Source organism: Maribacter aquivivus (assembly GCF_900142175.1).
Classification (GTDB): domain Bacteria; phylum Bacteroidota; class Bacteroidia; order Flavobacteriales; family Flavobacteriaceae; genus Maribacter; species Maribacter aquivivus.
Window position 1 is genome coordinate 791,207 of the sequence record NZ_FQZX01000002.1, and the last position, 18,672, is coordinate 809,878.

The following is an 18,672-nucleotide window of genomic DNA, read 5'->3' on the forward strand; positions in this document are numbered from 1 at the left end:
TTTCAAATTACTGCCAACGGTTGGGCTAAGCGTAGTACGCTATAGAAATGCAGCGCATTTCGTACCCGCACGAGCAAAAGCTTTTGTTTGGATTTAAATTTAATGAAATAAAGCAAATAAAAAAGCTTTTGTGGCGCCACAAACAAGAAATCACATCGGACAGCACAGGTTTAGCGTATTACGTTTAGCCATTGTTGTAAGTAGTCTTTCTCCATTACTTATTTTTTAAGCAATGCTTTTTAATCATTTCTCTAGCTTCTTTATCTCCTAATTTAGCGGATTCAATAAAGTTGTTACATGCTTTTATTGAGTCTTTTTTTCCAAGGTAACATTTGCCTAATAAAAAGTAACAATCAGATATTCCATTTTCATTTAATAATGAATTTTTTATATCAATTATAGCCTTATCATATTGATTAGTTTCTAAATATGCGATTCCTCGTTCGAAGTATATATAATAATCTTGAACACTGTATTGGTCATTTCCAATAATAAAAAGAATACTATGCTTTTTAGTATCAATTGTAGGCTTTTTTATAATTCCTTTTGTTTGCAGTGCTTTTGTGTAAAATTTAATAGCTTTTGTATATTCTTTTAGTTCAGAATATGTGTCACCAATTGCGTAGTGTGCTAAAGTATTATCTCTATCAAATTCTAAAATTGATTTTAAATCAATAATAGCTCCGTGATAATCACCTAATTCAGATTTATCAGACCCTCGATTTATAAGTGAAGCAATAGATTTGGGGTTTATTTTTAAAGCTTTATTATGGAATAGGATTGCTCTTTTAAAATTTCCTGATTTCTCTAATTTTACTGCTTCTTTAAAATAATCTTCTGAAGAATTATAATCACATGAAATCAATAAGAAAAGGATAATTAAAAGACAAAAATATTTCAATGTAATTTTAGTTTTTTTAGATTATTTACAACGGTCTTGTATATGAAACGTAGCGTATAAATAGAGGCTAATTTTTCGGATTAATCACAAGCCGAATTTTTATTTTTTCTATTAATTTTTATTTTATAAATATACAAAAATAAAAATTTGGCGGACTTAATAAATATGCAAAAACCTCTCGTAAAGCCTTAATTAGCTATGTTTTACATACGTTGTTAGCACACGTTTTTATTTCCTCACAATATTTCTATTCTTATTTGGAACTATCATTCTAATATTCGTATGTTTGTAATCGGAATGAACGTTCCGTTATTATAAATAATTAAAAAATAAAAAAATGAGTAAATTAAATGGGAAAATTGCCATAGTTACAGGCGGTAATAGTGGTATTGGTTATGCATCTGCAAAAGAGTTTAAAAGTCAAGGTGCAACTGTTGTAATTACAGGAAGAGATTCTGAAAAGGTTGCGAAAGCATCACAAGAGCTTGGTGTAAAAGGAATTGTTGCTGATGTTAAAAGTCTTTCAGCAATAGATGATTTGGTGGCACAAGTAAAATCAGATTATGGAAACGTTGATGTTCTATTCGTAAATGCTGGTATTTTTCAGCCTGCTCCTGTTGGTCAAATTAGTGAGGAAATGTTCGACCACCAAATGAGTATAAACTTTAAAGGTGCGTTGTTTACAACTGAAAAATTTCTGCCAATTTTAAATGATGGTGCTTCAGTCATTAATTTGTCTTCTGTAAATGCTTATACTGGAATGCCAAATACTGCTGTTTATGCTGCATCAAAAGCTGCATTGAATGCTTATACAAGGACTGCTGCAACTGAATTAGCACCAAGAAAAATAAGAATAAATTCTGTAAATCCTGGACCTGTTTCTACTCCGATTTTTGGAAAAACTGGGATGGAAGAAGAGCAATTAAATGGATTTGCCGAAGCTATGCAAAATCGTATTCCGTTAAAACGATTTGGACAACCAGAAGATATAGCAAAACTGGTTTCGTTTTTAGCTTCTGACGATGCTTCTTTCATTACTGGAAGTGAGTATAATATTGATGGTGGTATAAATATCAATCCGCTATTAGGTTAATTTTTTTGATTATATTTGGAATGAAAGTTCCAATAATTTATTTTTGTGGAAGCGAATAACGCTTCCACATTTTTTTTGATATGCCAAGAGTTAAACTATTTGATGAAAACGAAGTCCTGACCAAAGCAATGAATTTGTTTTGGAAACAAGGATATTCCGCAACTTCTATCAGAGATTTAGTTAGTCATTTAGGAATTAACAGGGCAAGTTTATATGATACTTTTGGTGATAAAGAACAGCTTTTTAAAAAGTCCTTTGAACTTTACAGAAAGTCAAGTATGGAAGGATTAACTCTTTTTTTTCAGAGTCAACCTAATGTTAGAGATGGATTTTCAAAACTTTTTAATAATGCTATTGAAGAAGCAATTGTTGATAAAGATAGAAAAGGTTGTTTTGTTGTAAATATTACTACAGAACTTATTCCCAATGATGAAAGTTTATTAAAAGTTTTAGAGAGCAATAAACAAGATATTGAAAATCTCTTTTATGAGTATCTCAAAAAAGGTAAAGAAAAAGGTCAAATAATAGACAGCAAAGATTTAAAATCTATTTCTTCACTTTTTTACACTTTATATAGTGGAATTAAAGTCGTTTCTAAAATTGAAACGAATAAAAAGGAACTAACAAATTCTGTCAATTTAGCCTTGTCGTTGTTGGTTTGACTAAATGTGTGCTAATGGTTGGGCTAAGCGTAGTGCGGAGATAAGGAAACTTTTCGTTTCCGTCTGCCGACGCAGCTAAAGATTATTGTTTTGCTTTTTCTTTTTTGTTCCAAAGCTAAATCCATAAGATTTAGCGACATTATCAATATACACTAACCTTGGCTTTAAACCCTGAAGTCCGCATTACGTTTAGGTTTTGTTGTGTTTAGTGTTTTTTTTAACGTCACATTACCCCTAACTGTCGATATTCTAATTTATACCCTTCTCCAACTTTATCTAATTCAGTTATCAAAGTTAAATCTGTTCTTTCTCCATTAATAGTTATTAAATCCACTTCAACACCATACCCATTAAGTTCATCAAATTCCCAAATATCAAGAAGTTTTCCGCCTTTAATTTTTAAGCCTACTTTTTTCAAGTCAACACCCACATCATTTATAACTTCTTCAATTTCTTCAAACATTGCAGAAGTTATTCCATAATTGGAATTAAGTTTATTCAAATTTCGATGATTTATATAATCCAGTAATTCGTTATTCAAATTATAGGCTAATTGATGCATATCATTATCTATCATAACTTTTTTTTAGCATTAAGCACAACAATTGTATAAAGTCACAAGTTACTTTACATCTTTTATATCCCTACTAATATAAAACAAAAAAACCATCACTTTTCAGTGATGGTTTTCTATATCAATTAACTAAATTTTACAACTTAGTTTCCTTTTTGGTAATCTGCCAAGAACTTAGCTAAACCGCTATCAGTTAATGGGTGCTTTAAAAGTCCAACAATTGAACTTAAACCACCTGTCATAACATCAGCACCAATTTTAGCACAATCAATAATATGCATTACGTGACGTACAGATGCTGCAAGAATTTGAGTTTCGTAACCGTAGTTATCATAGATTAAACGAATATCAGCAATCAATCCTAAACCGTCTGTAGAGATATCATCTAAACGACCAATGAAAGGAGAAACATATGTTGCACCTGCTTTTGCAGCCAATAATGCTTGACCAGAAGAGAATACCAATGTACAGTTAGTTCTATATCCTTTATCAGAGAAATACTTAATTGCCTTTACACCTTCTTTGATCATAGGTACCTTAATAACGATCTGTGGGCTAATTTTAACCAACTTCTCGCCTTCTGCTATCATACCTTCATAATCGGTAGAAATAACCTCAGCACTAACGTCACCATCAACAACATCACATATTTTCTTGTAATGTGCCAAAATGTTATCAGCACCAGTAATGCCTTCTTTTGCCATTAAAGATGGGTTAGTTGTAACACCATCTAAAATACCCATATCTTGAGCTTCTTTAATCTCATCTAAATTTGCTGTATCTATAAAAAATTTCATCTTTTTCTAATTTTAAAATTATTATGAATGTCTTTAGGGCAAACCCTAAATACTATTTACTTTAAAAAATCTACTACTTGTTGGTATACTTGATCACCGGTGAACCCGAATTTCTCATCCAATACAGTTGCTGGTGCAGAATAACCAAAATGCTCTAAACCGAACACTTTTCCGTTTGCTCCTGCTAAACCTTCCAAGTTTACAGGAAGACCTGCCGTAAGTCCGAAAACTGGTTTGTTTGGAGGAATTACTTTTTCTTGGTAAGCTTCAGACTGTTGTCTAAAAATACCTTCTGATGGTATAGAAGCGATATTCACTTTTAGACCTTCTTTCTCTTCTAATAATTTAGTTGCCGCTACCAAAGTTGCAACTTCAGAACCATTAGCAATCAAAATAACATCTGGATCTGCTACTTCTTGTATTAGGTATCCTCCTTTTTCTGCTCCTAAGGCTTCCTGATAACGGTTACCACTTTTCGCAGGAAGATCTTTTATCCCTTGACGAGATAAAATAAGTCCGGTTGGCGTTTTTTGGTTTTCCATTGCCATTTTCCAAGCTACATTGGTTTCTTGAGAATCTGCAGGACGCAATGCTACGAAACTTTGCTCGTGGCTGTGGTTCTTTAATTTCTCTAACAAACGTATTTGTGCTTCTTGCTCTATTGGCTGGTGTGTTGGTCCGTCCTCACCTACTCTAAAGGCATCATGTGTCCAAACAAACTTCACCGGTAATTCTTGAATACAACTTAAACGTATTGCCGGCTTCATATAATCAGAAAATACGAAGAATGTTGCCACTACTGCCATTACCCCGCCGTGAAGCGCGATACCGTTTGCCATAGTTGCCATTGTCAATTCTGCTACTCCTGCTTGTAAGAATGCTCCAGAAAAATCACCTTTCTTTAAAATGTGCGTTTTCTTCAAGAAACCGTCTGTCTTATCACTGTTTGATAAATCTGCAGATGATACGATCATATTCTCTACATTCTGCGCTAAATACGCTAAAACGTTAGATGATGCCGCTCTTGTTGCCTGACCTTCTTTCTGTGCTACAGAACTGAAATCTAAGTCTGGTAATTTACCTTCCAAGAAACCATCTAATTTTGCAGATAGCTCAGCATTCTCTGAACGCCATGCATCAATCTCTCTTTTCTTAGCTTGTGCTTCGTCTTTCTTTTTATTGATAATACCTTCGTAATACTCTTCTACTTTAGCGTAGATATCAAAAGGGTTTGCTACATCTGCACCTAAGTTCAATAAAGTCTTTTCATAATCTGCACCTGTATCGCCAATTGGCTTACCGTGTAGTTCTGTATACCCTTCATAAGGCGTGCCGTCTGCAGTTACACAACCTTTACCCATTATCGTTTGACCGATAATCAATGTTGGCTTATCTGTTTCCGCATTAGCATCTGTAAGTGCTTTTCTTATTTGATCATGGTCGTGGCCGTCGATAGTAACAACTTTCCATCCCCATGACTCATATTTCATTGCTGTATTCTCTGAAGTAACCTCATCTGTTTTAGATGAAAGTTGAACATCATTAGAATCATAGAACATAATAAAGTTGCTTAGACCTAAGTGACCTGCAATTCTACCTGCACCTTGAGAAATTTCTTCTTGTACACCACCATCAGAAATAAATCCATAAATTTTATGGTTCATCCAATCTCCAAAACGTGCTTTCAAAAAGTTTGCCGCTACTGCAGCACCAACACCCATGGTATGACCTTGACCTAATGGGCCTGATGTATTTTCTATACCTCTTGCAACATCAACTTCTGGGTGGCCCGGTGTTACCGATCCCCATTGTCTAAAATTAGCTACATCATCTTTTTCATAATTACCTAATAAATAATACTGAGCGTACATTAAAGTAGATAAGTGCCCAGCATCCATGAAAAAACGGTCACGAAACGGCCACTTCATATCAGAAGGATCGTAGTTGAAAAATTCAGAATATAAAATGTGCATGTAGTCTGCGCCTCCCATTGGTCCACCTGGGTGTCCAGAGTTTGCCTTTTCTACCATCGCTACAGCTAATGCCCTTATATTATCGGCTGCTAATTGATCTAGTTCCTTGTTCATTATATTATTAGATTATTTTTCAGGTTCGTGTTTATTTTATGATCTACTAAAATCTCCCCCAAAGATACTTTATATAAGGCGCTAATTAAAATATTTCACCCAACATAATTCTATAGAATTCAAGTCATAAGCGCTCATACGCCAGTAGTTTCTAATATATTTTGTTGCGAAAGGGTTTTCGAAAACATTATATGAATCATTTTTTAACCCAATTCACCTTTAATTACTATAAGTAAGACACTTACGGTGTACATTTGTACCCTTCATGCATTTTTAGAGAAAGATGTTAATTTTTACCTATTCAAACTCTTATAAAACTGACAACCTTTGTTATGTAACGTTTTAGTACAATTCTGTTTACATTGGATGTTCTCCTATACACTACAATTTTGCTTATGACCTCAAAAATAGCTTTACATATCTTCAATTATTTCATCATATTATTTGGTTTCATTTCTACCAGTACTCCTGCATTTGCTCAAGTTACAAACTCCAAACCGGATGCTGTACAAATGAAAACCTATAACTATGCCGATACCCTACAGCTTGATTTTTATAGTATTCCGTCTAAAGACATTACATTAAAACCCACAGTTATTTTAGTACATGGTGGTGGATTTACTGCTGGACAACGGAATGGTGGTGATGAAAAGCGACTAAGTAAATACCTAGCGGCTAAAGGTTTTAATGTGGCTTCAATAAATTACAGGCTTTCTAGAAGAGGAAAATCTTTTGGTTGCGATTGCCCTGCTTCTATAAAAATTGATACCTACGTAGAGGCGGTTGCCGATCTTTCTAAAGCTATTAATTACTTAACGAAAGATTCATTGCCCTTTAAAGCTGATCCCACTAAAATATTCTTGATCGGTAGTAGTGCCGGTGCCGAAACCGTTTTGAATTTTCAATTTATGCGATATGATTATCGTTTTAAAAGACTGCCCTACCCAAATGCTAAAATTGCAGGATTAGTAAGTTTTTCTGGTGCTGTATTAGATGAAAATTATATTGATGCCAGCAATAAGACTCCTGCCCTATTTTTTCACGGAGTTAAAGATTCCGTTGTTCCTTATGATACGAATCCGCATCGATTTTGCACCCCTACCGATGTTGGTTATATACGTATTAACGGGCCTAAAGCTATTGCCGAACGCCTTTCTGAGATTGATGGGTATTACAAAGTGTACTTCAATGCCGAAGGCGGACACGAATGGGCGTCTCTCGGATACGAATTTCCTGAATTGATCTATGAATTTTTAGAAGATATTTTACGTGGTGATGATACGATGAAAGAATTTGAATCGATTACCTCGCCCATAGATAGTAAAGAATAGTACTACGCCACATTTACCCCGAACAAATGCCCGATCAATGCGGTGATGACCATAGCTACGGTTCCCCAAAAACTGATTCTTAATACGGCTGTCAATATATTCGAACCTCCTGCTTTTGCTGCGATGGCGCCTAAAACTGCCAAGAACGCTACCGCAAAACCATATTGAACGTATTCCATTTGCTCTAACGGACCAAAATAAGCAACCAGAACAGGAAGCAATCCGCCGAAAACAAAAGATGCGCCAGATGATAATGCCGCCAATAACGGATTTGCCTGTGTAATATCATTGATACCCAGTTCATCTCTGGCATGTGCACCTAAGGCATCATATGCGGTTAACTGTGTAGCTACTTGCATGGCTAAATCTGAATCTAAACCGCGCTCTTCATAAATTAAGGCCAGTTCTTTAAGTTCTTCCTCGGGCATTTCTTCTAGCTCTTTCATTTCACGAGCTAGATCGGCTTTTTCTAAATCTTCTTGTGAACTTACAGATACATATTCACCTGCAGCCATTGACAAAGCGCCTGCCACCAAACCTGCGACGCCCGCTAAAATAATAGGCTCTCTGGTAGTACTTGCCGCTGCGACACCAATTACCAAACTTGCTGTAGACAAAATACCATCATTGGCACCAAGCACTGCTGCTCGCAACCAATTACTTCGTGTACCATAATGCTTTTCGTCTTGCATAGTTTATTCTTTTTTGTAACCTCAGATGACCACTTGTGTATCCTCTTTAGTCTTTAATTCGTCATTTTACACCTTCGAAAAAAGTTTATTTTACACATCAAGAACTTTAATTACTTGGTAAGTTCTCGATACAATTTTTTTCCATTTTATTCCAAAAAATCACTCGAAGTGACATTCGTTTTTATCAAAAAAATTGTCCACAAGTGTTTTCTTAACTGCCTTTTAGACCTTATCGCTTTTTTATAATAGCTTTCTCCCCTTTGCCAATAATAACCAAATTGGTGGTAGTCAAGAATAATCCTGTTTCTACGATGCCCGGTATTGTTTTTAATTGCTGTTCTAAATCGGTTAGCTTTATATCGGTATCCCAAATATCAATATCAACGATATCATTATTCTCATCGGTTTTGTAATCTTCTGTACCTCTCATTCGCTGTACAGGCGCCAATTTCATACCCTCCAATTCTTTAATAATTAGTTGGGTGGCAAAGGGTATCGTTTCTATAGGCAACTTGAACTTACCTAATTTAGAAACACTCTTAGACGAATCAGCAATAATGATATTCATATCAGAATTATGGGCCACGATTTTTTCTCGAAGTAATGCTCCGCCTCCACCTTTGATCAACTGAAAATCTTCATCGACCTCATCTGCACCATCAATGGTAACATCTAATCTTTTTGCTTCTGCAAGGGTAATCACATGTATACCCATTTTTTTTGCTAATTTTTCAGTTTCGTCAGATGTTGCTACGGCCTTAAGTTCTAGTCCGTTCTGTACCATTTCGCCAATAGCTTCAATCATATAAAATGCAGTAGACCCAGTGCCTAGACCAACGGTCATACCTGATTTTATATATTTTACTGCTTCTAATGCTGCTACTTTCTTCTCGTTTACCGCGCTCACTTTATGGTTATATTATGGTTATTTGGCGCTAAAGATATTTAGAAATAATTGATAGCATTCAACATAGCATAAAGTAATCTCCAAAATTTTGTGATTAAACTTTGGCAATCAATTTTTAAAAGGAAAATCTTAATGACTAATACTGATGTTATTTTCAATTAATTGTAATGATAACATGGGCACATGGCAGCAGAAAATAGATTTACCAACAATATAATCATTGCACAAGTTTCTTAAATAGCTATTTGCATTGTTAGACAAAACAAGTAACTGGCAATTAGTATGATCAACATACCTTTTTAAAGTGGTTGTTAAGGAACCTTCGGTATCTAATTTGTAGAAATTATGATAAACAGACCCTAGTTTTTTAGCTATAATCTCATGATTTATCTGTTGCAACTCTGTAATCTGAGGCCTAGCATTTTGGATACTCGCAATTTGTACCGTACTATTAAAATAACGTGCCAAATCTACTACTGGGCTTAATTCTTCACTCTTAAATAAATGGTTGAATTCTGATACGACAGAAATGGAATGTAAGTTTTCAAAAACTGCCCTTGGCGGTATAACCATTACCGGACATTTATTGATATGGTTTAATATTCTTACCGTATTTCTTCCTAAGAAAATAGATTCATCATCTGCACCACCGCTGGCACTCATAATTACAAAATCTATGTGCCGCTTTTCTATTACGTCTTTTACTTCGTCAATAAGCATTGAGAAGCTAGAAATTGTTTTATAGCTATGGAGCGGATTATTACATTGTTTTTTAATACGCTGAAGAACCTTTTTCAATCCTTTTTCTGATGCTGTTTGCGCAGAATAATCTTTGGGGGCTTCCGTTACTCTCCCCGCCATTAAACGGTTACTATGTAATTCTGGAGTATAGGCGTTTAAGAAATAGAATACACATTCAGATTCTGCGAATAATTGCATGGCGTACTTGGTAGCATTCCATGCAGGTATCGAAAAATCGGTCGGTATTAATATATTTTTCATAAATGAGACACATCATTTGATGATAAATGTAGCCTCCCTACAGAACTGAAACTATGACATTTATCAGAATACTAAAATATTTAAAATCCCTCAGCCAGTTCTTGCAACAATTCCTCTTCTACAATCCCAATCTTTTTCCCATCTGTCTTTATAAGTCCTTTTTTCTTAAACTCAGATATCATACGAATTAAAGATTCTGTTGCCGCCCCAACAATATTCGCATAATCATCTCTACTAAGTGTCAATAATAGAAATCCGTTTTCATCTTCTCCATAGTTTTTCTTCAAATAAGCAAATGCCTCAGCCAAACGCTGTTTCACTGTTTTTTGAGACATATTTACAATAACGTCATCTGCCTCTTTTAGATCATGCGCCATATGTCGCAATACTTCTAAAGAAAAATAAGGGTTAGTATTTAATGTGTTCGATATTACTTCTTTAGGTATAAAACACACTTCCATATCACTAATAGCGGTAGCACTTAAATTGGTAAAATCTTCTGCAATGACAGAGCGTTGCCCCATAATTTCACCTCTATTGGTCAATTTTACTATTTGCTCTTTACCGTTGCTACTTAATTTAGATAATTTAGAAACGCCTTCTCGCACACAAAATACACCATCAAGCTTCTGCCCTTCTATAAATAAAGCCTCTCCTTTTTTTATCTTCTTAGAGGTTTTAGAGTCCGCTACCTTCTTTAATTCGTCTTTGCTCAATGCACGGAGTGAATTAAACTGTCGGATAATGCAATTTTCACATCTACTTTCCATAGCTTCATAAATTAAACTTAGGCAAAATTAAACAAGCCTATAATGGTAGTAACTGACATTTATCATGTTTTAGAAACTGTATCATTTTCACCTTTGTAATTATTATTCTTTAATATTTATGCAGGCAACTAATTGTTTTCATTGTGGTGATCCTTGTGATAGACAACTTATAACATTTGATGAAAAATCATTTTGTTGTGCTGGTTGTAAAACAGTTTATGAAATTTTTTCAACTAACGACTTGTCTCACTATTATGAACTCCAAGCAGCTGCAGGCTCTACACCTGATGTCATTGAAGGTAAATATGATTTTCTAGACAACGAAGAAATCATAGCCAAACTAACAGAATTTAATGATGGCAATATTCAAATCATAAATCTATATATACCTACCATTCATTGTAGCTCGTGTATTTGGATTTTAGAGAATTTGAATAAGCTCAATAAGAATGTTACGAATTCTCAAGTAGATTTTCCGAAGAAAACAATTCGTATCACCTACAAAAAAGAGGGTTTCAGCTTAAAAGAGCTAGTCTTACTTTTAGCTAAAATAGGGTACGAACCTTATATCTCTTTAGAGGATTTTGACGGTAAAAAGAAGGTCTCTGATAAAACCTTAATTTACAAACTAGGTGTTGCCGGTTTTGCTTTTGGTAATGTAATGTTTCTCTCTTTTCCTGAATATTTCGACTTAAATTCAAGCGCCGCTTCTGGTGGTGAGTATTGGCTAAATAAATACCAAGACTTATTTAGATGGATGATGTTCATTTTCTCGTTACCCGTAATATTTTATGCTGGATCGGATTATTTCGTATCGGCATTCAAAGGGCTACGGGCTAAGCTTTTAAATATTGATGTGCCAATCGCTCTTGGTATTTTAGTACTATTCCTAAGAAGTACCTACGATATAGCTTTTAATTTAGGTAGCGGATTTTTCGACTCCCTTACCGGACTCGTATTTTTTCTACTACTAGGTAAATTCTTTCAACAAAGAACGTATAGCTTTTTATCATTTGAGCGCGATTACAAATCATACTTCCCCATTGCCATTACTAGACTGAACTTAAAGGGTAAAGAAGAAACTGTGCCTGTTCAAGAAATTGAAAAAGGAGACAGAATATTGATCCGTAACGAAGAAATGATTCCTGTAGATGGTACTCTAGTGTACGGTAATGCACAAATTGACTACAGTTTTGTTTCTGGTGAATCTGAACCCGTTTCTAAAAATATTGGAGAACAAGTTTTTGCCGGTGGAAAGCAACTTAATGGTGTCATTGAAATGATTGCTTTAAAATCAGTATCGCAAAGCTATTTGACACAGTTATGGGGAAATGCCATTTTTAAGACAGACAAGGTTACCGCTTTTCAAAACCTTACGGATAGTATTGGCAAACGTTTTACCATTGCCGTACTTTCTATTGCATTTATTGCTACTGCTTTTTGGTTATTCTATGACCCTTCTAAAGCCATGAACGTTTTTACGGCGGTATTGATTATAGCTTGCCCATGCGCAATAGCATTAGCCTCACCATTTACCTTGGGGAATATGCTACGTATTTTTGGTAAGAAAAAATTCTATATTAAAGACACCCAAACCATTGAGCGCTTAGCAAAAATAGATACTGCAATTTTTGATAAAACAGGAACTATTACAACCACCCAAAAAAGCACGGCGCACTACGAAGGTATGCCTTTAACACCCGATGAAGAATCTATACTTAAGAATACCATTAGAGCTTCTAACCACCCTTTAAGTAGATCTTTATATGATCTACTTAAAGAACAGAATATCATTACTTTAGATGAATACGAAGAGCATGTTGGCAAAGGTCTGGAAAGTTCTAAAGATGACATAAATATGAAGATTGGTTCTGCCAATTTTGTGGGTAATGCCATCTCAGAGAATGTGCTAGACACCTCTATTTACATCAGTTCTAATAATGCTTATAAGGGCAGATATGTTTTTCAAAATCAATATCGTGACGGACTCTCATCTGTTTTCAAAGAGATGTCTGAAACGCTAAATTTGGCGATACTTTCTGGTGATAATGAAGGAGAAAAAGAGCGACTAGAAGCATTGTTACCAAAATTGACTCCACTCTACTTCAATCAGAAACCCGAAACGAAACTAGAGTTCATAAAATCTTTACAAGATCAAGGCAAAAAAGTATTGATGGTAGGCGACGGATTAAATGATGCCGGGGCACTTGCACAAAGTAATGTAGGTATTGCCATATCTGAAAATATCAATGTATTCTCGCCTGCTTGCGATGCCATCTTAGATGCTTCTAAATTTCAACAATTGTACAGCTATATTCTTGCATCTAAAAAGGCGATTCGTATTATTAAAATGAGCTTTATGCTATCGTTGCTCTATAATTGTGTAGGACTTTATTTTGCCATTACAGGGCAGTTAGAGCCCGTTATAGCTGCAATTCTAATGCCGTTAAGCTCTATTACCATTGTTATTTTTACCACTGTAATGACTAATCTTATTGGCAGAAAGCTTCCATAATTGTTATTTATAGGAAATTTATCTTCAGGTAATAACTGTTATCAACAAATATATTATACTCCAACTTACATTCATCTTATCATAAATATTTAATCATTTATTTTAACATTGTAAGAATACTATTTCATATTAGCAAAAACCACATAAGTCATTCACTTACAACACAATGTGGTCACTAATCAATTACCCTATCTTCAAAACCAATTAAGTTTTTTAAGAAAATTTTTAAAGTATGACAATTGTCATTTTCTAAGGTTTACAACCCACTTATTTTTACATCATAATTCAGGTAGGTATGAGTGTTATTTATGTTTTACTAGGTATAAGTCTAGTGGTGGCGATAATTTTTTTCGTCGCTTTTATTGTATCGGTAAAGCAAGGTCAATATGATGATTCTTACACACCTTCTGTACGTATGCTTTTTGATGATGAACTGGTTAAACCTAAGAAGACCAGTACCAAAGAGTTCAAACAAGAAAAAATCCAACTAAATAAACAAGTATAATTATGGAAGTACAGCAGTTTTATTACGATAACAAAATCGTGAAAAATTTCCTTTATGCAACCATGTTCTGGGGTGTTGTGGGTATGTCTGTGGGCTTATTATTAGCCTTTATGTTCATTTTTCCCAATGTAACCGATGGTATACCGTGGTTAAGTTTTGGTCGTTTACGCCCATTACATACCAATGCGGTAATTTTTGCATTTGTAGGGAATGCTATTTTTGCGGGAGTCTACTACTCCACTCAACGTTTACTAAAGGCGCGTATGTTTAGCGATTTTCTTAGTAAACTTAATTTTTGGGGCTGGCAAGCAATTATTGTTTCTGCGGCAATTACGCTACCTCTAGGTTATACCAGTTCTAAGGAATACGCTGAACTTGAATGGCCTATTGATATTGCTATCGCAATAATTTGGGTTGCTTTTGGTGTTAACCTTATTGGTACCATGATCAAAAGAAGACAACGCCACCTGTATGTGGCTATCTGGTTTTATCTGGCCACTTTTGTAACTGTTGCGGTACTTCATATTTTTAACAACTTAGAATTACCCGTAAGTGCATTAAAGAGTTACTCAGTTTACGCTGGTGTTCAAGATGCCTTAGTACAATGGTGGTACGGTCATAATGCAGTAGCATTTTTCTTGACTACGCCGTTTCTTGGTCTTATGTACTACTTTGTTCCAAAAGCAGCAAACAGACCAGTTTACTCATATAGATTATCTATTGTTCACTTCTGGTCATTAATTTTTATATATATCTGGGCAGGCCCTCACCACTTATTATATTCTGCTTTGCCAGATTGGGCACAGAATTTAGGGGTTGCCTTCTCTATTATGCTGTTAGCTCCATCTTGGGGTGGTATGATTAACGGACTTCTAACACTTCGTGGTGCTTGGGACAAGGTACGTACCGATCCTGTTTTAAAATTTATGGTTGTTGCAATTACCGGTTACGGTATGGCAACCTTTGAAGGTCCATTACTTTCTCTTAAAAACGTAAATGCAATTGCCCACTTTAGTGATTGGATTATTGCCCACGTACACGTTGGTGCATTGGCATGGAACGGGTTCTTAACCTTTGGTATGATTTACTGGTTGGTTCCAAGAATGACAAAAACCAAATTGTTCTCTATAGGTTTGGCAAACTTCCACTTCTGGATAGGTACTTTGGGTATTATTCTTTATACATTACCTATGTATGTAGCTGGGTTTACCCAAGCCCTAATGTGGAAAGAATTTAATCCTGACGGGACTTTAGTTTACGGTAACTTCCTAGAAACAGTACACGAAATTATGCCTATGTATTGGATGCGCGCCATTGGTGGTAGCCTTTATATTGTAGGTGCTTGTGTTATGATCTACAACGTAGTTCGTACCATTAAAGCTGGTAGCACTATAGAAGATGAATTGGCTGAAGCAGCTGCACTTACCGTTGTTTCTAAACGTAGAACAGCTGGCGAAACTTTCCATACCTGGTTAGAACGTAAGCCTATTCAGTTAACCATTTTAGCTACTGTAGCTATTTTAATTGGTGGTATTATACAAATTGTACCTACCATTTTGGTGAAATCTAACATACCAACAATTACCAGTGTAAAACCATATACGCCTTTAGAACTAGAAGGTCGTGATCTATATATTAGAGAAGGTTGTGTAAACTGTCACTCTCAAATGGTGCGTCCGTTTAGAAGTGAGGTAGAACGCTATGGTGAATACGCCAAAGCTGGTGAATTCGTTTATGACCACCCATTCCTTTGGGGTAGTAAACGTACTGGTCCAGATTTATTAAGAGTTGGTGGTAAGTACTCTGATAACTGGCACTTAAACCACATGTACGATCCTCAAAGTACCTCTTCTGGTTCTATTATGCCTTCATACTCTTGGATGGTTCGTGACAAGCATGACCGTAGTAATATACAAACCAAAATGGAAGCTATGGTAACCTTGGGTGTTCCTTATTCTGATGAAGAAATTGCAAATGCATATGCTCTTATGGATGCACAGGCAGAGAAAATCGAAAATAACCTATATAGTGATCCCGATTTTGCGAGATCTTATGAAGCAGATAAAAAATATGCTGCAGAAAACGGTGAGGAATTCATAGAAATGAGAGACCGCGAAATTGTGTCCTTAATTGCCTACCTACAAAGATTAGGTACAGACATTAAGATCAAAGAAACCGGTGAATTATTATCTAATAAATAAAACAAAAAATCATGTTCAAATTTGTAAAAGGTTACATGGAAACTATAGAGGGTGTTGCAACCTACCCCATGATATCATTACTAATCTTTTTTGTGTTTTTCACATTATTATTTTGGTGGGTAATTACAGCCTCAAAATCATACATCAAAGAAGTTAGCGAATTGCCTTTAGAAGAAGATAACCAACTAAACAACCAATTATGAAAAACAATACAGCCTGGTGGTTAAGAATAACTGTGGCCTTTTTCGCGGTCATTGTACTTATGGAAGTTTATATTGATAGCGGTGATCAACCTGCTTTTCTAGCCTACCCTACATTAATGTTTGGCTTTATGGCACTTATCCTATTACTATTAATAGCGATTGCCTTTATTGTACAAGCTATTGAAAATGTACTTTACAACACGCTAGACGAAGAAGCTAAGGAGCGTTATTTAGCTACCAAAGAAGAAAAATGGGAATGGACATGGGGTAAAAAAATGTACAACAAAATGTTGGGCAGTAAACCTATGGAAGCTGAGGGTGAAATCATCCTTGACCATAACTATGATGGTATTCGTGAGTTAGACAATAAATTACCGCCATGGTGGGTATACCTGTTCTATGCTTCTATTGTATTCGCAATTATATATTTAGTTCGTTTTCATGTCTTTAACGATTATAACCAAACATTAGAATACGAACAAGAAGTTGCTGCCGCTCAATTAGAAATTGAGGAATATAAAAAAACAGCTAAAGGTCTTGTTGATGCCAATACGGTTGAACTATTAACAGATGCATCAGATATTAGTGCCGGTAAAGGCATTTTTGAAGGTAATTGTGTTGCTTGCCACATGGCTGATGGCGGCGGTGGAATTGGACCTAACCTTACAGATCAAAACTGGATTCTTGGTGGTGGTATTAAAAATGTTTTCCACACTATTTCTGAAGGTGGACGTGATGGTAAAGGTATGATCGCTTGGAAACAAAACTTGAAACCTGCAGAAATTGCACAAGTAGCTAGTTATGTATTAAATTTTCAAGGTACTACACCAGCAAACCCAAAAGCAGCTGAAGGTGATATTTGGGTAGACCCCAATACTCCGGCGCAAGAAACTCCTGTTGAAGCAGAAGCTACTCCAGTAGTTATCGATTCTGCAGCAGTTACAATGAACTGATTACTACGAGAGTGTAAAACCTCTCAAAGCCTATAAAGAGAGATAAAATGTCACAAGATCAAGATAATTTTAGAGATTCCATCGGTACCATTAAAGAAGATGGTAAACGAGCTTGGGTTTTCCCTAAAAAGCCCAGTGGTAAGCTTTATGAGTATCGTAAATATGTCAGTTACGTTCTGTTAACTTTCTTGATTGCTTCTCCTTTTATAAAAATAAATGGTAACCAGTTTTTGATGTTCAATGTCTTAGAAAGACGTTTTAATATCTTCGGTTTTCCATTTTATCCACAAGATTTTCACCTCTTTGTAATCTCTATGATTATTGGGGTGGTCTTTATTGCTCTTTTTACTGTTGCCTTTGGACGTATTTTCTGCGGATGGATGTGTCCACAAACTATATTCTTAGAAATGGTTTTCCGTAGGATAGAATATTGGATCGATGGTGACCGTGGTGCTCAAATAAAACTAGATAGACAAGAGTGGAATGCAGAAAAGATTCGGAAACGTGTTTTAAAGTGGATCATCTTTTTCATTATTTCGTTTATTATAGCCAATGTTTTTCTTGCCTATCTTATTGGTAGTGACCGTTTAATTCAATATGTAACAGACGGTCCTGCACAGCATGTAAGCACTATGGTGTCCCTATTGATTTTTACAGGTGTATTCTATTTTATATTTGCTTGGTTTAGAGAGCAAGTATGTATCATTGCCTGCCCTTACGGTCGTATGCAAGGGGTACTTCTTGATAATAAATCAATTGTAGTTGCCTATGATTATGAAAGAGGTGAAGCTGAAAATGGTAGAAAAAAATGGCGTAAAAATGAAGATCGTCAAGAACTAGGTAACGGTGATTGTATTGACTGTAACCAGTGTGTAAATGTTTGCCCTACCGGTATTGATATTAGAAACGGAACGCAGTTAGAATGTATTAACTGTACCGCATGTATAGATGAGTGTGACACCATCATGGAGAAAGTTGATCTACCAAAAGGATTGATTCGCTATGCCAGTGAAGATGAAATCACCAAAAAAGAAAAGTTCAAGTTTACCCCCCGTTTAAAAGGGTATACTGCAGTTCTGGTAATTTTAACCGGAGTTCTAATAGGTATGATGTTCTTAAGAAATGATTTGGAAGCAAATATTCTTAGATTACCAGGTCAGCTTTACGAACATAAAGAAGGGAATATCATTAGTAATGTGTTTACCTATAAATTACTGAACAAAACCACTAAGCCGGTTGAAAATGTTCATTTTGAATTAATTTCCCCTAAAGGAGAGATTAAATTGGTACGTACAGATAATTTTGATGTTCAACCAGAAGCGTTAGCAGAAGGCACCTTGTTTATTGAAATAAACGCATCTGCATTAAGCGGTGATAAGAACAACCTTAAAATTGGAGTTTATAGTAACAATAAGTTAATAGAGACCACTACGGCTCGCTTTTTAGCACCACGTAGTTACAAATAGTACATAAATAGAA

Annotated in this window: 17 protein-coding genes; 9 read left to right on the forward strand and 8 right to left on the reverse strand. The window is 35.3% G+C overall.

What is annotated here, in order from left to right:
- Positions 1–214 precede the first annotated feature (214 nt).
- Positions 215–901 (reverse strand): tetratricopeptide repeat protein, encoded by a 687-nt coding sequence (locus BUC31_RS14025; RefSeq protein WP_170861964.1) that lies wholly within the window; start codon positions 899–901, stop codon positions 215–217.
- A gap of 337 nt (positions 902–1,238) precedes the next feature.
- Here BUC31_RS14025 and BUC31_RS14030 point away from each other — a divergent pair, with 337 nt between their 5' ends.
- Positions 1,239–1,994, forward strand: a complete 756-nt coding sequence (locus BUC31_RS14030; protein ID WP_073245210.1) for an SDR family oxidoreductase — start codon at positions 1,239–1,241, stop codon at positions 1,992–1,994.
- An 80-nt stretch (positions 1,995–2,074) separates the two neighbouring features.
- A complete protein-coding gene (locus BUC31_RS14035; protein WP_073245212.1) occupies positions 2,075–2,656 on the forward strand; it encodes a TetR/AcrR family transcriptional regulator in 582 nt (193 codons plus the stop codon).
- A 223-nt stretch (positions 2,657–2,879) separates the two neighbouring features.
- Here BUC31_RS14035 and BUC31_RS14040 read toward each other — a convergent pair whose 3' ends face one another.
- From BUC31_RS14040 to BUC31_RS14050, 3 genes are all read right to left on the reverse strand, one after another.
- Positions 2,880–3,233, reverse strand: a complete 354-nt coding sequence (locus BUC31_RS14040; protein ID WP_073245214.1) for a DUF7668 domain-containing protein — start codon at positions 3,231–3,233, stop codon at positions 2,880–2,882.
- Between the two features lie 140 nt (positions 3,234–3,373).
- Positions 3,374–4,027, reverse strand: coding sequence for a fructose-6-phosphate aldolase (fsa, locus tag BUC31_RS14045; RefSeq protein WP_073245215.1), 654 nt, complete (start codon positions 4,025–4,027; stop codon positions 3,374–3,376).
- A gap of 56 nt (positions 4,028–4,083) precedes the next feature.
- A complete protein-coding gene (locus BUC31_RS14050) occupies positions 4,084–6,114 on the reverse strand; it encodes a transketolase family protein (protein WP_073245217.1) in 2,031 nt (676 codons plus the stop codon).
- Positions 6,115–6,509: 395 nt separating this feature from the next.
- Between BUC31_RS14050 and BUC31_RS14055 the strand changes: the two genes are divergently transcribed.
- The gene (locus BUC31_RS14055; RefSeq protein ID WP_073245219.1) at positions 6,510–7,445 is read left to right on the forward strand and encodes an alpha/beta hydrolase; all 936 of its coding nucleotides are present in this window, start codon (positions 6,510–6,512) and stop codon (positions 7,443–7,445) included.
- A 2-nt stretch (positions 7,446–7,447) separates the two neighbouring features.
- On the opposite strand, the gene BUC31_RS14060 is transcribed toward BUC31_RS14055, so the two are convergent.
- The 4 genes from BUC31_RS14060 to BUC31_RS14075 all read right to left on the reverse strand — a co-directional run bounded on the left by BUC31_RS14060 (position 7,448) and on the right by BUC31_RS14075 (position 10,816).
- The gene (locus tag BUC31_RS14060; protein ID WP_073245221.1) at positions 7,448–8,137 is read right to left on the reverse strand and encodes a VIT1/CCC1 transporter family protein; all 690 of its coding nucleotides are present in this window, start codon (positions 8,135–8,137) and stop codon (positions 7,448–7,450) included.
- 229 nt (positions 8,138–8,366) lie between these two features.
- Entirely contained in the window at positions 8,367–9,044 is a 678-nt protein-coding gene (gene rpiA, locus BUC31_RS14065) for a ribose-5-phosphate isomerase RpiA (RefSeq protein WP_073245224.1), read from the reverse strand.
- 129 nt (positions 9,045–9,173) lie between these two features.
- The gene (locus BUC31_RS14070) at positions 9,174–10,046 is read right to left on the reverse strand and encodes a universal stress protein (RefSeq protein WP_073245226.1); all 873 of its coding nucleotides are present in this window, start codon (positions 10,044–10,046) and stop codon (positions 9,174–9,176) included.
- A gap of 80 nt (positions 10,047–10,126) precedes the next feature.
- Positions 10,127–10,816, reverse strand: a complete 690-nt coding sequence (locus tag BUC31_RS14075; RefSeq protein ID WP_073245233.1) for a Crp/Fnr family transcriptional regulator — start codon at positions 10,814–10,816, stop codon at positions 10,127–10,129.
- Positions 10,817–10,934: 118 nt separating this feature from the next.
- Here BUC31_RS14075 and BUC31_RS14080 point away from each other — a divergent pair, with 118 nt between their 5' ends.
- The 6 genes from BUC31_RS14080 (at position 10,935) to ccoG (ending at position 18,659) form a co-directional block, all read left to right on the forward strand.
- Positions 10,935–13,331: a heavy metal translocating P-type ATPase gene (locus tag BUC31_RS14080; protein WP_073245235.1), complete on the forward strand. Its 2,397-nt coding sequence runs from the start codon at positions 10,935–10,937 to the stop codon at positions 13,329–13,331.
- 295 nt (positions 13,332–13,626) lie between these two features.
- The gene (ccoS, locus tag BUC31_RS14085) at positions 13,627–13,836 is read left to right on the forward strand and encodes a cbb3-type cytochrome oxidase assembly protein CcoS (protein WP_073245237.1); all 210 of its coding nucleotides are present in this window, start codon (positions 13,627–13,629) and stop codon (positions 13,834–13,836) included.
- 2 nt (positions 13,837–13,838) lie between these two features.
- Positions 13,839–16,037: a cytochrome-c oxidase, cbb3-type subunit I gene (gene ccoN, locus BUC31_RS14090; RefSeq protein WP_073245239.1), complete on the forward strand. Its 2,199-nt coding sequence runs from the start codon at positions 13,839–13,841 to the stop codon at positions 16,035–16,037.
- Positions 16,038–16,048: 11 nt separating this feature from the next.
- Positions 16,049–16,240 carry a cytochrome C oxidase subunit IV gene (locus BUC31_RS14095; RefSeq protein WP_073245241.1) on the forward strand — a complete coding sequence of 64 codons (192 nt, stop codon included), beginning with the start codon at positions 16,049–16,051 and terminating at the stop codon, positions 16,238–16,240.
- A complete protein-coding gene (locus tag BUC31_RS14100) occupies positions 16,237–17,193 on the forward strand; it encodes a cbb3-type cytochrome c oxidase N-terminal domain-containing protein (RefSeq protein WP_073245243.1) in 957 nt (318 codons plus the stop codon). Before BUC31_RS14095 ends, BUC31_RS14100 begins: the two co-directional genes overlap by 4 nt.
- Positions 17,194–17,240: 47 nt before the next feature.
- On the forward strand, positions 17,241–18,659 hold the full coding sequence (ccoG, locus tag BUC31_RS14105; RefSeq protein WP_073245245.1) for a cytochrome c oxidase accessory protein CcoG: 1,419 nt from the start codon (positions 17,241–17,243) through the stop codon (positions 18,657–18,659).
- The last annotated feature ends 13 nt before the right edge of the window (positions 18,660–18,672 follow it).

What these genes read in the sequence shown, in the direction of transcription:
- BUC31_RS14030 (WP_073245210.1), top strand. Translation starts at nt 1,239, where the DNA reads ATGAGTAAATTAAATGGGAAAATTGCCATAGTTACAGGCGGTAATAGT.
- BUC31_RS14035 (WP_073245212.1), top strand. Translation starts at nt 2,075, where the DNA reads ATGCCAAGAGTTAAACTATTTGATGAAAACGAAGTCCTGACCAAAGCA.
- BUC31_RS14040 (WP_073245214.1), bottom strand. Translation starts at nt 3,233, where the DNA reads ATGATAGATAATGATATGCATCAATTAGCCTATAATTTGAATAACGAA.
- fsa (WP_073245215.1), bottom strand. Translation starts at nt 4,027, where the DNA reads ATGAAATTTTTTATAGATACAGCAAATTTAGATGAGATTAAAGAAGCT.
- BUC31_RS14050 (WP_073245217.1), bottom strand. Translation starts at nt 6,114, where the DNA reads ATGAACAAGGAACTAGATCAATTAGCAGCCGATAATATAAGGGCATTA.
- BUC31_RS14055 (WP_073245219.1), top strand. Translation starts at nt 6,510, where the DNA reads ATGACCTCAAAAATAGCTTTACATATCTTCAATTATTTCATCATATTA.
- BUC31_RS14060 (WP_073245221.1), bottom strand. Translation starts at nt 8,137, where the DNA reads ATGCAAGACGAAAAGCATTATGGTACACGAAGTAATTGGTTGCGAGCA.
- BUC31_RS14070 (WP_073245226.1), bottom strand. Translation starts at nt 10,046, where the DNA reads ATGAAAAATATATTAATACCGACCGATTTTTCGATACCTGCATGGAAT.
- BUC31_RS14075 (WP_073245233.1), bottom strand. Translation starts at nt 10,816, where the DNA reads ATGGAAAGTAGATGTGAAAATTGCATTATCCGACAGTTTAATTCACTC.
- BUC31_RS14080 (WP_073245235.1), top strand. Translation starts at nt 10,935, where the DNA reads ATGCAGGCAACTAATTGTTTTCATTGTGGTGATCCTTGTGATAGACAA.
- ccoS (WP_073245237.1), top strand. Translation starts at nt 13,627, where the DNA reads ATGAGTGTTATTTATGTTTTACTAGGTATAAGTCTAGTGGTGGCGATA.
- ccoN (WP_073245239.1), top strand. Translation starts at nt 13,839, where the DNA reads ATGGAAGTACAGCAGTTTTATTACGATAACAAAATCGTGAAAAATTTC.
- BUC31_RS14095 (WP_073245241.1), top strand. Translation starts at nt 16,049, where the DNA reads ATGTTCAAATTTGTAAAAGGTTACATGGAAACTATAGAGGGTGTTGCA.
- BUC31_RS14100 (WP_073245243.1), top strand. Translation starts at nt 16,237, where the DNA reads ATGAAAAACAATACAGCCTGGTGGTTAAGAATAACTGTGGCCTTTTTC.
- ccoG (WP_073245245.1), top strand. Translation starts at nt 17,241, where the DNA reads ATGTCACAAGATCAAGATAATTTTAGAGATTCCATCGGTACCATTAAA.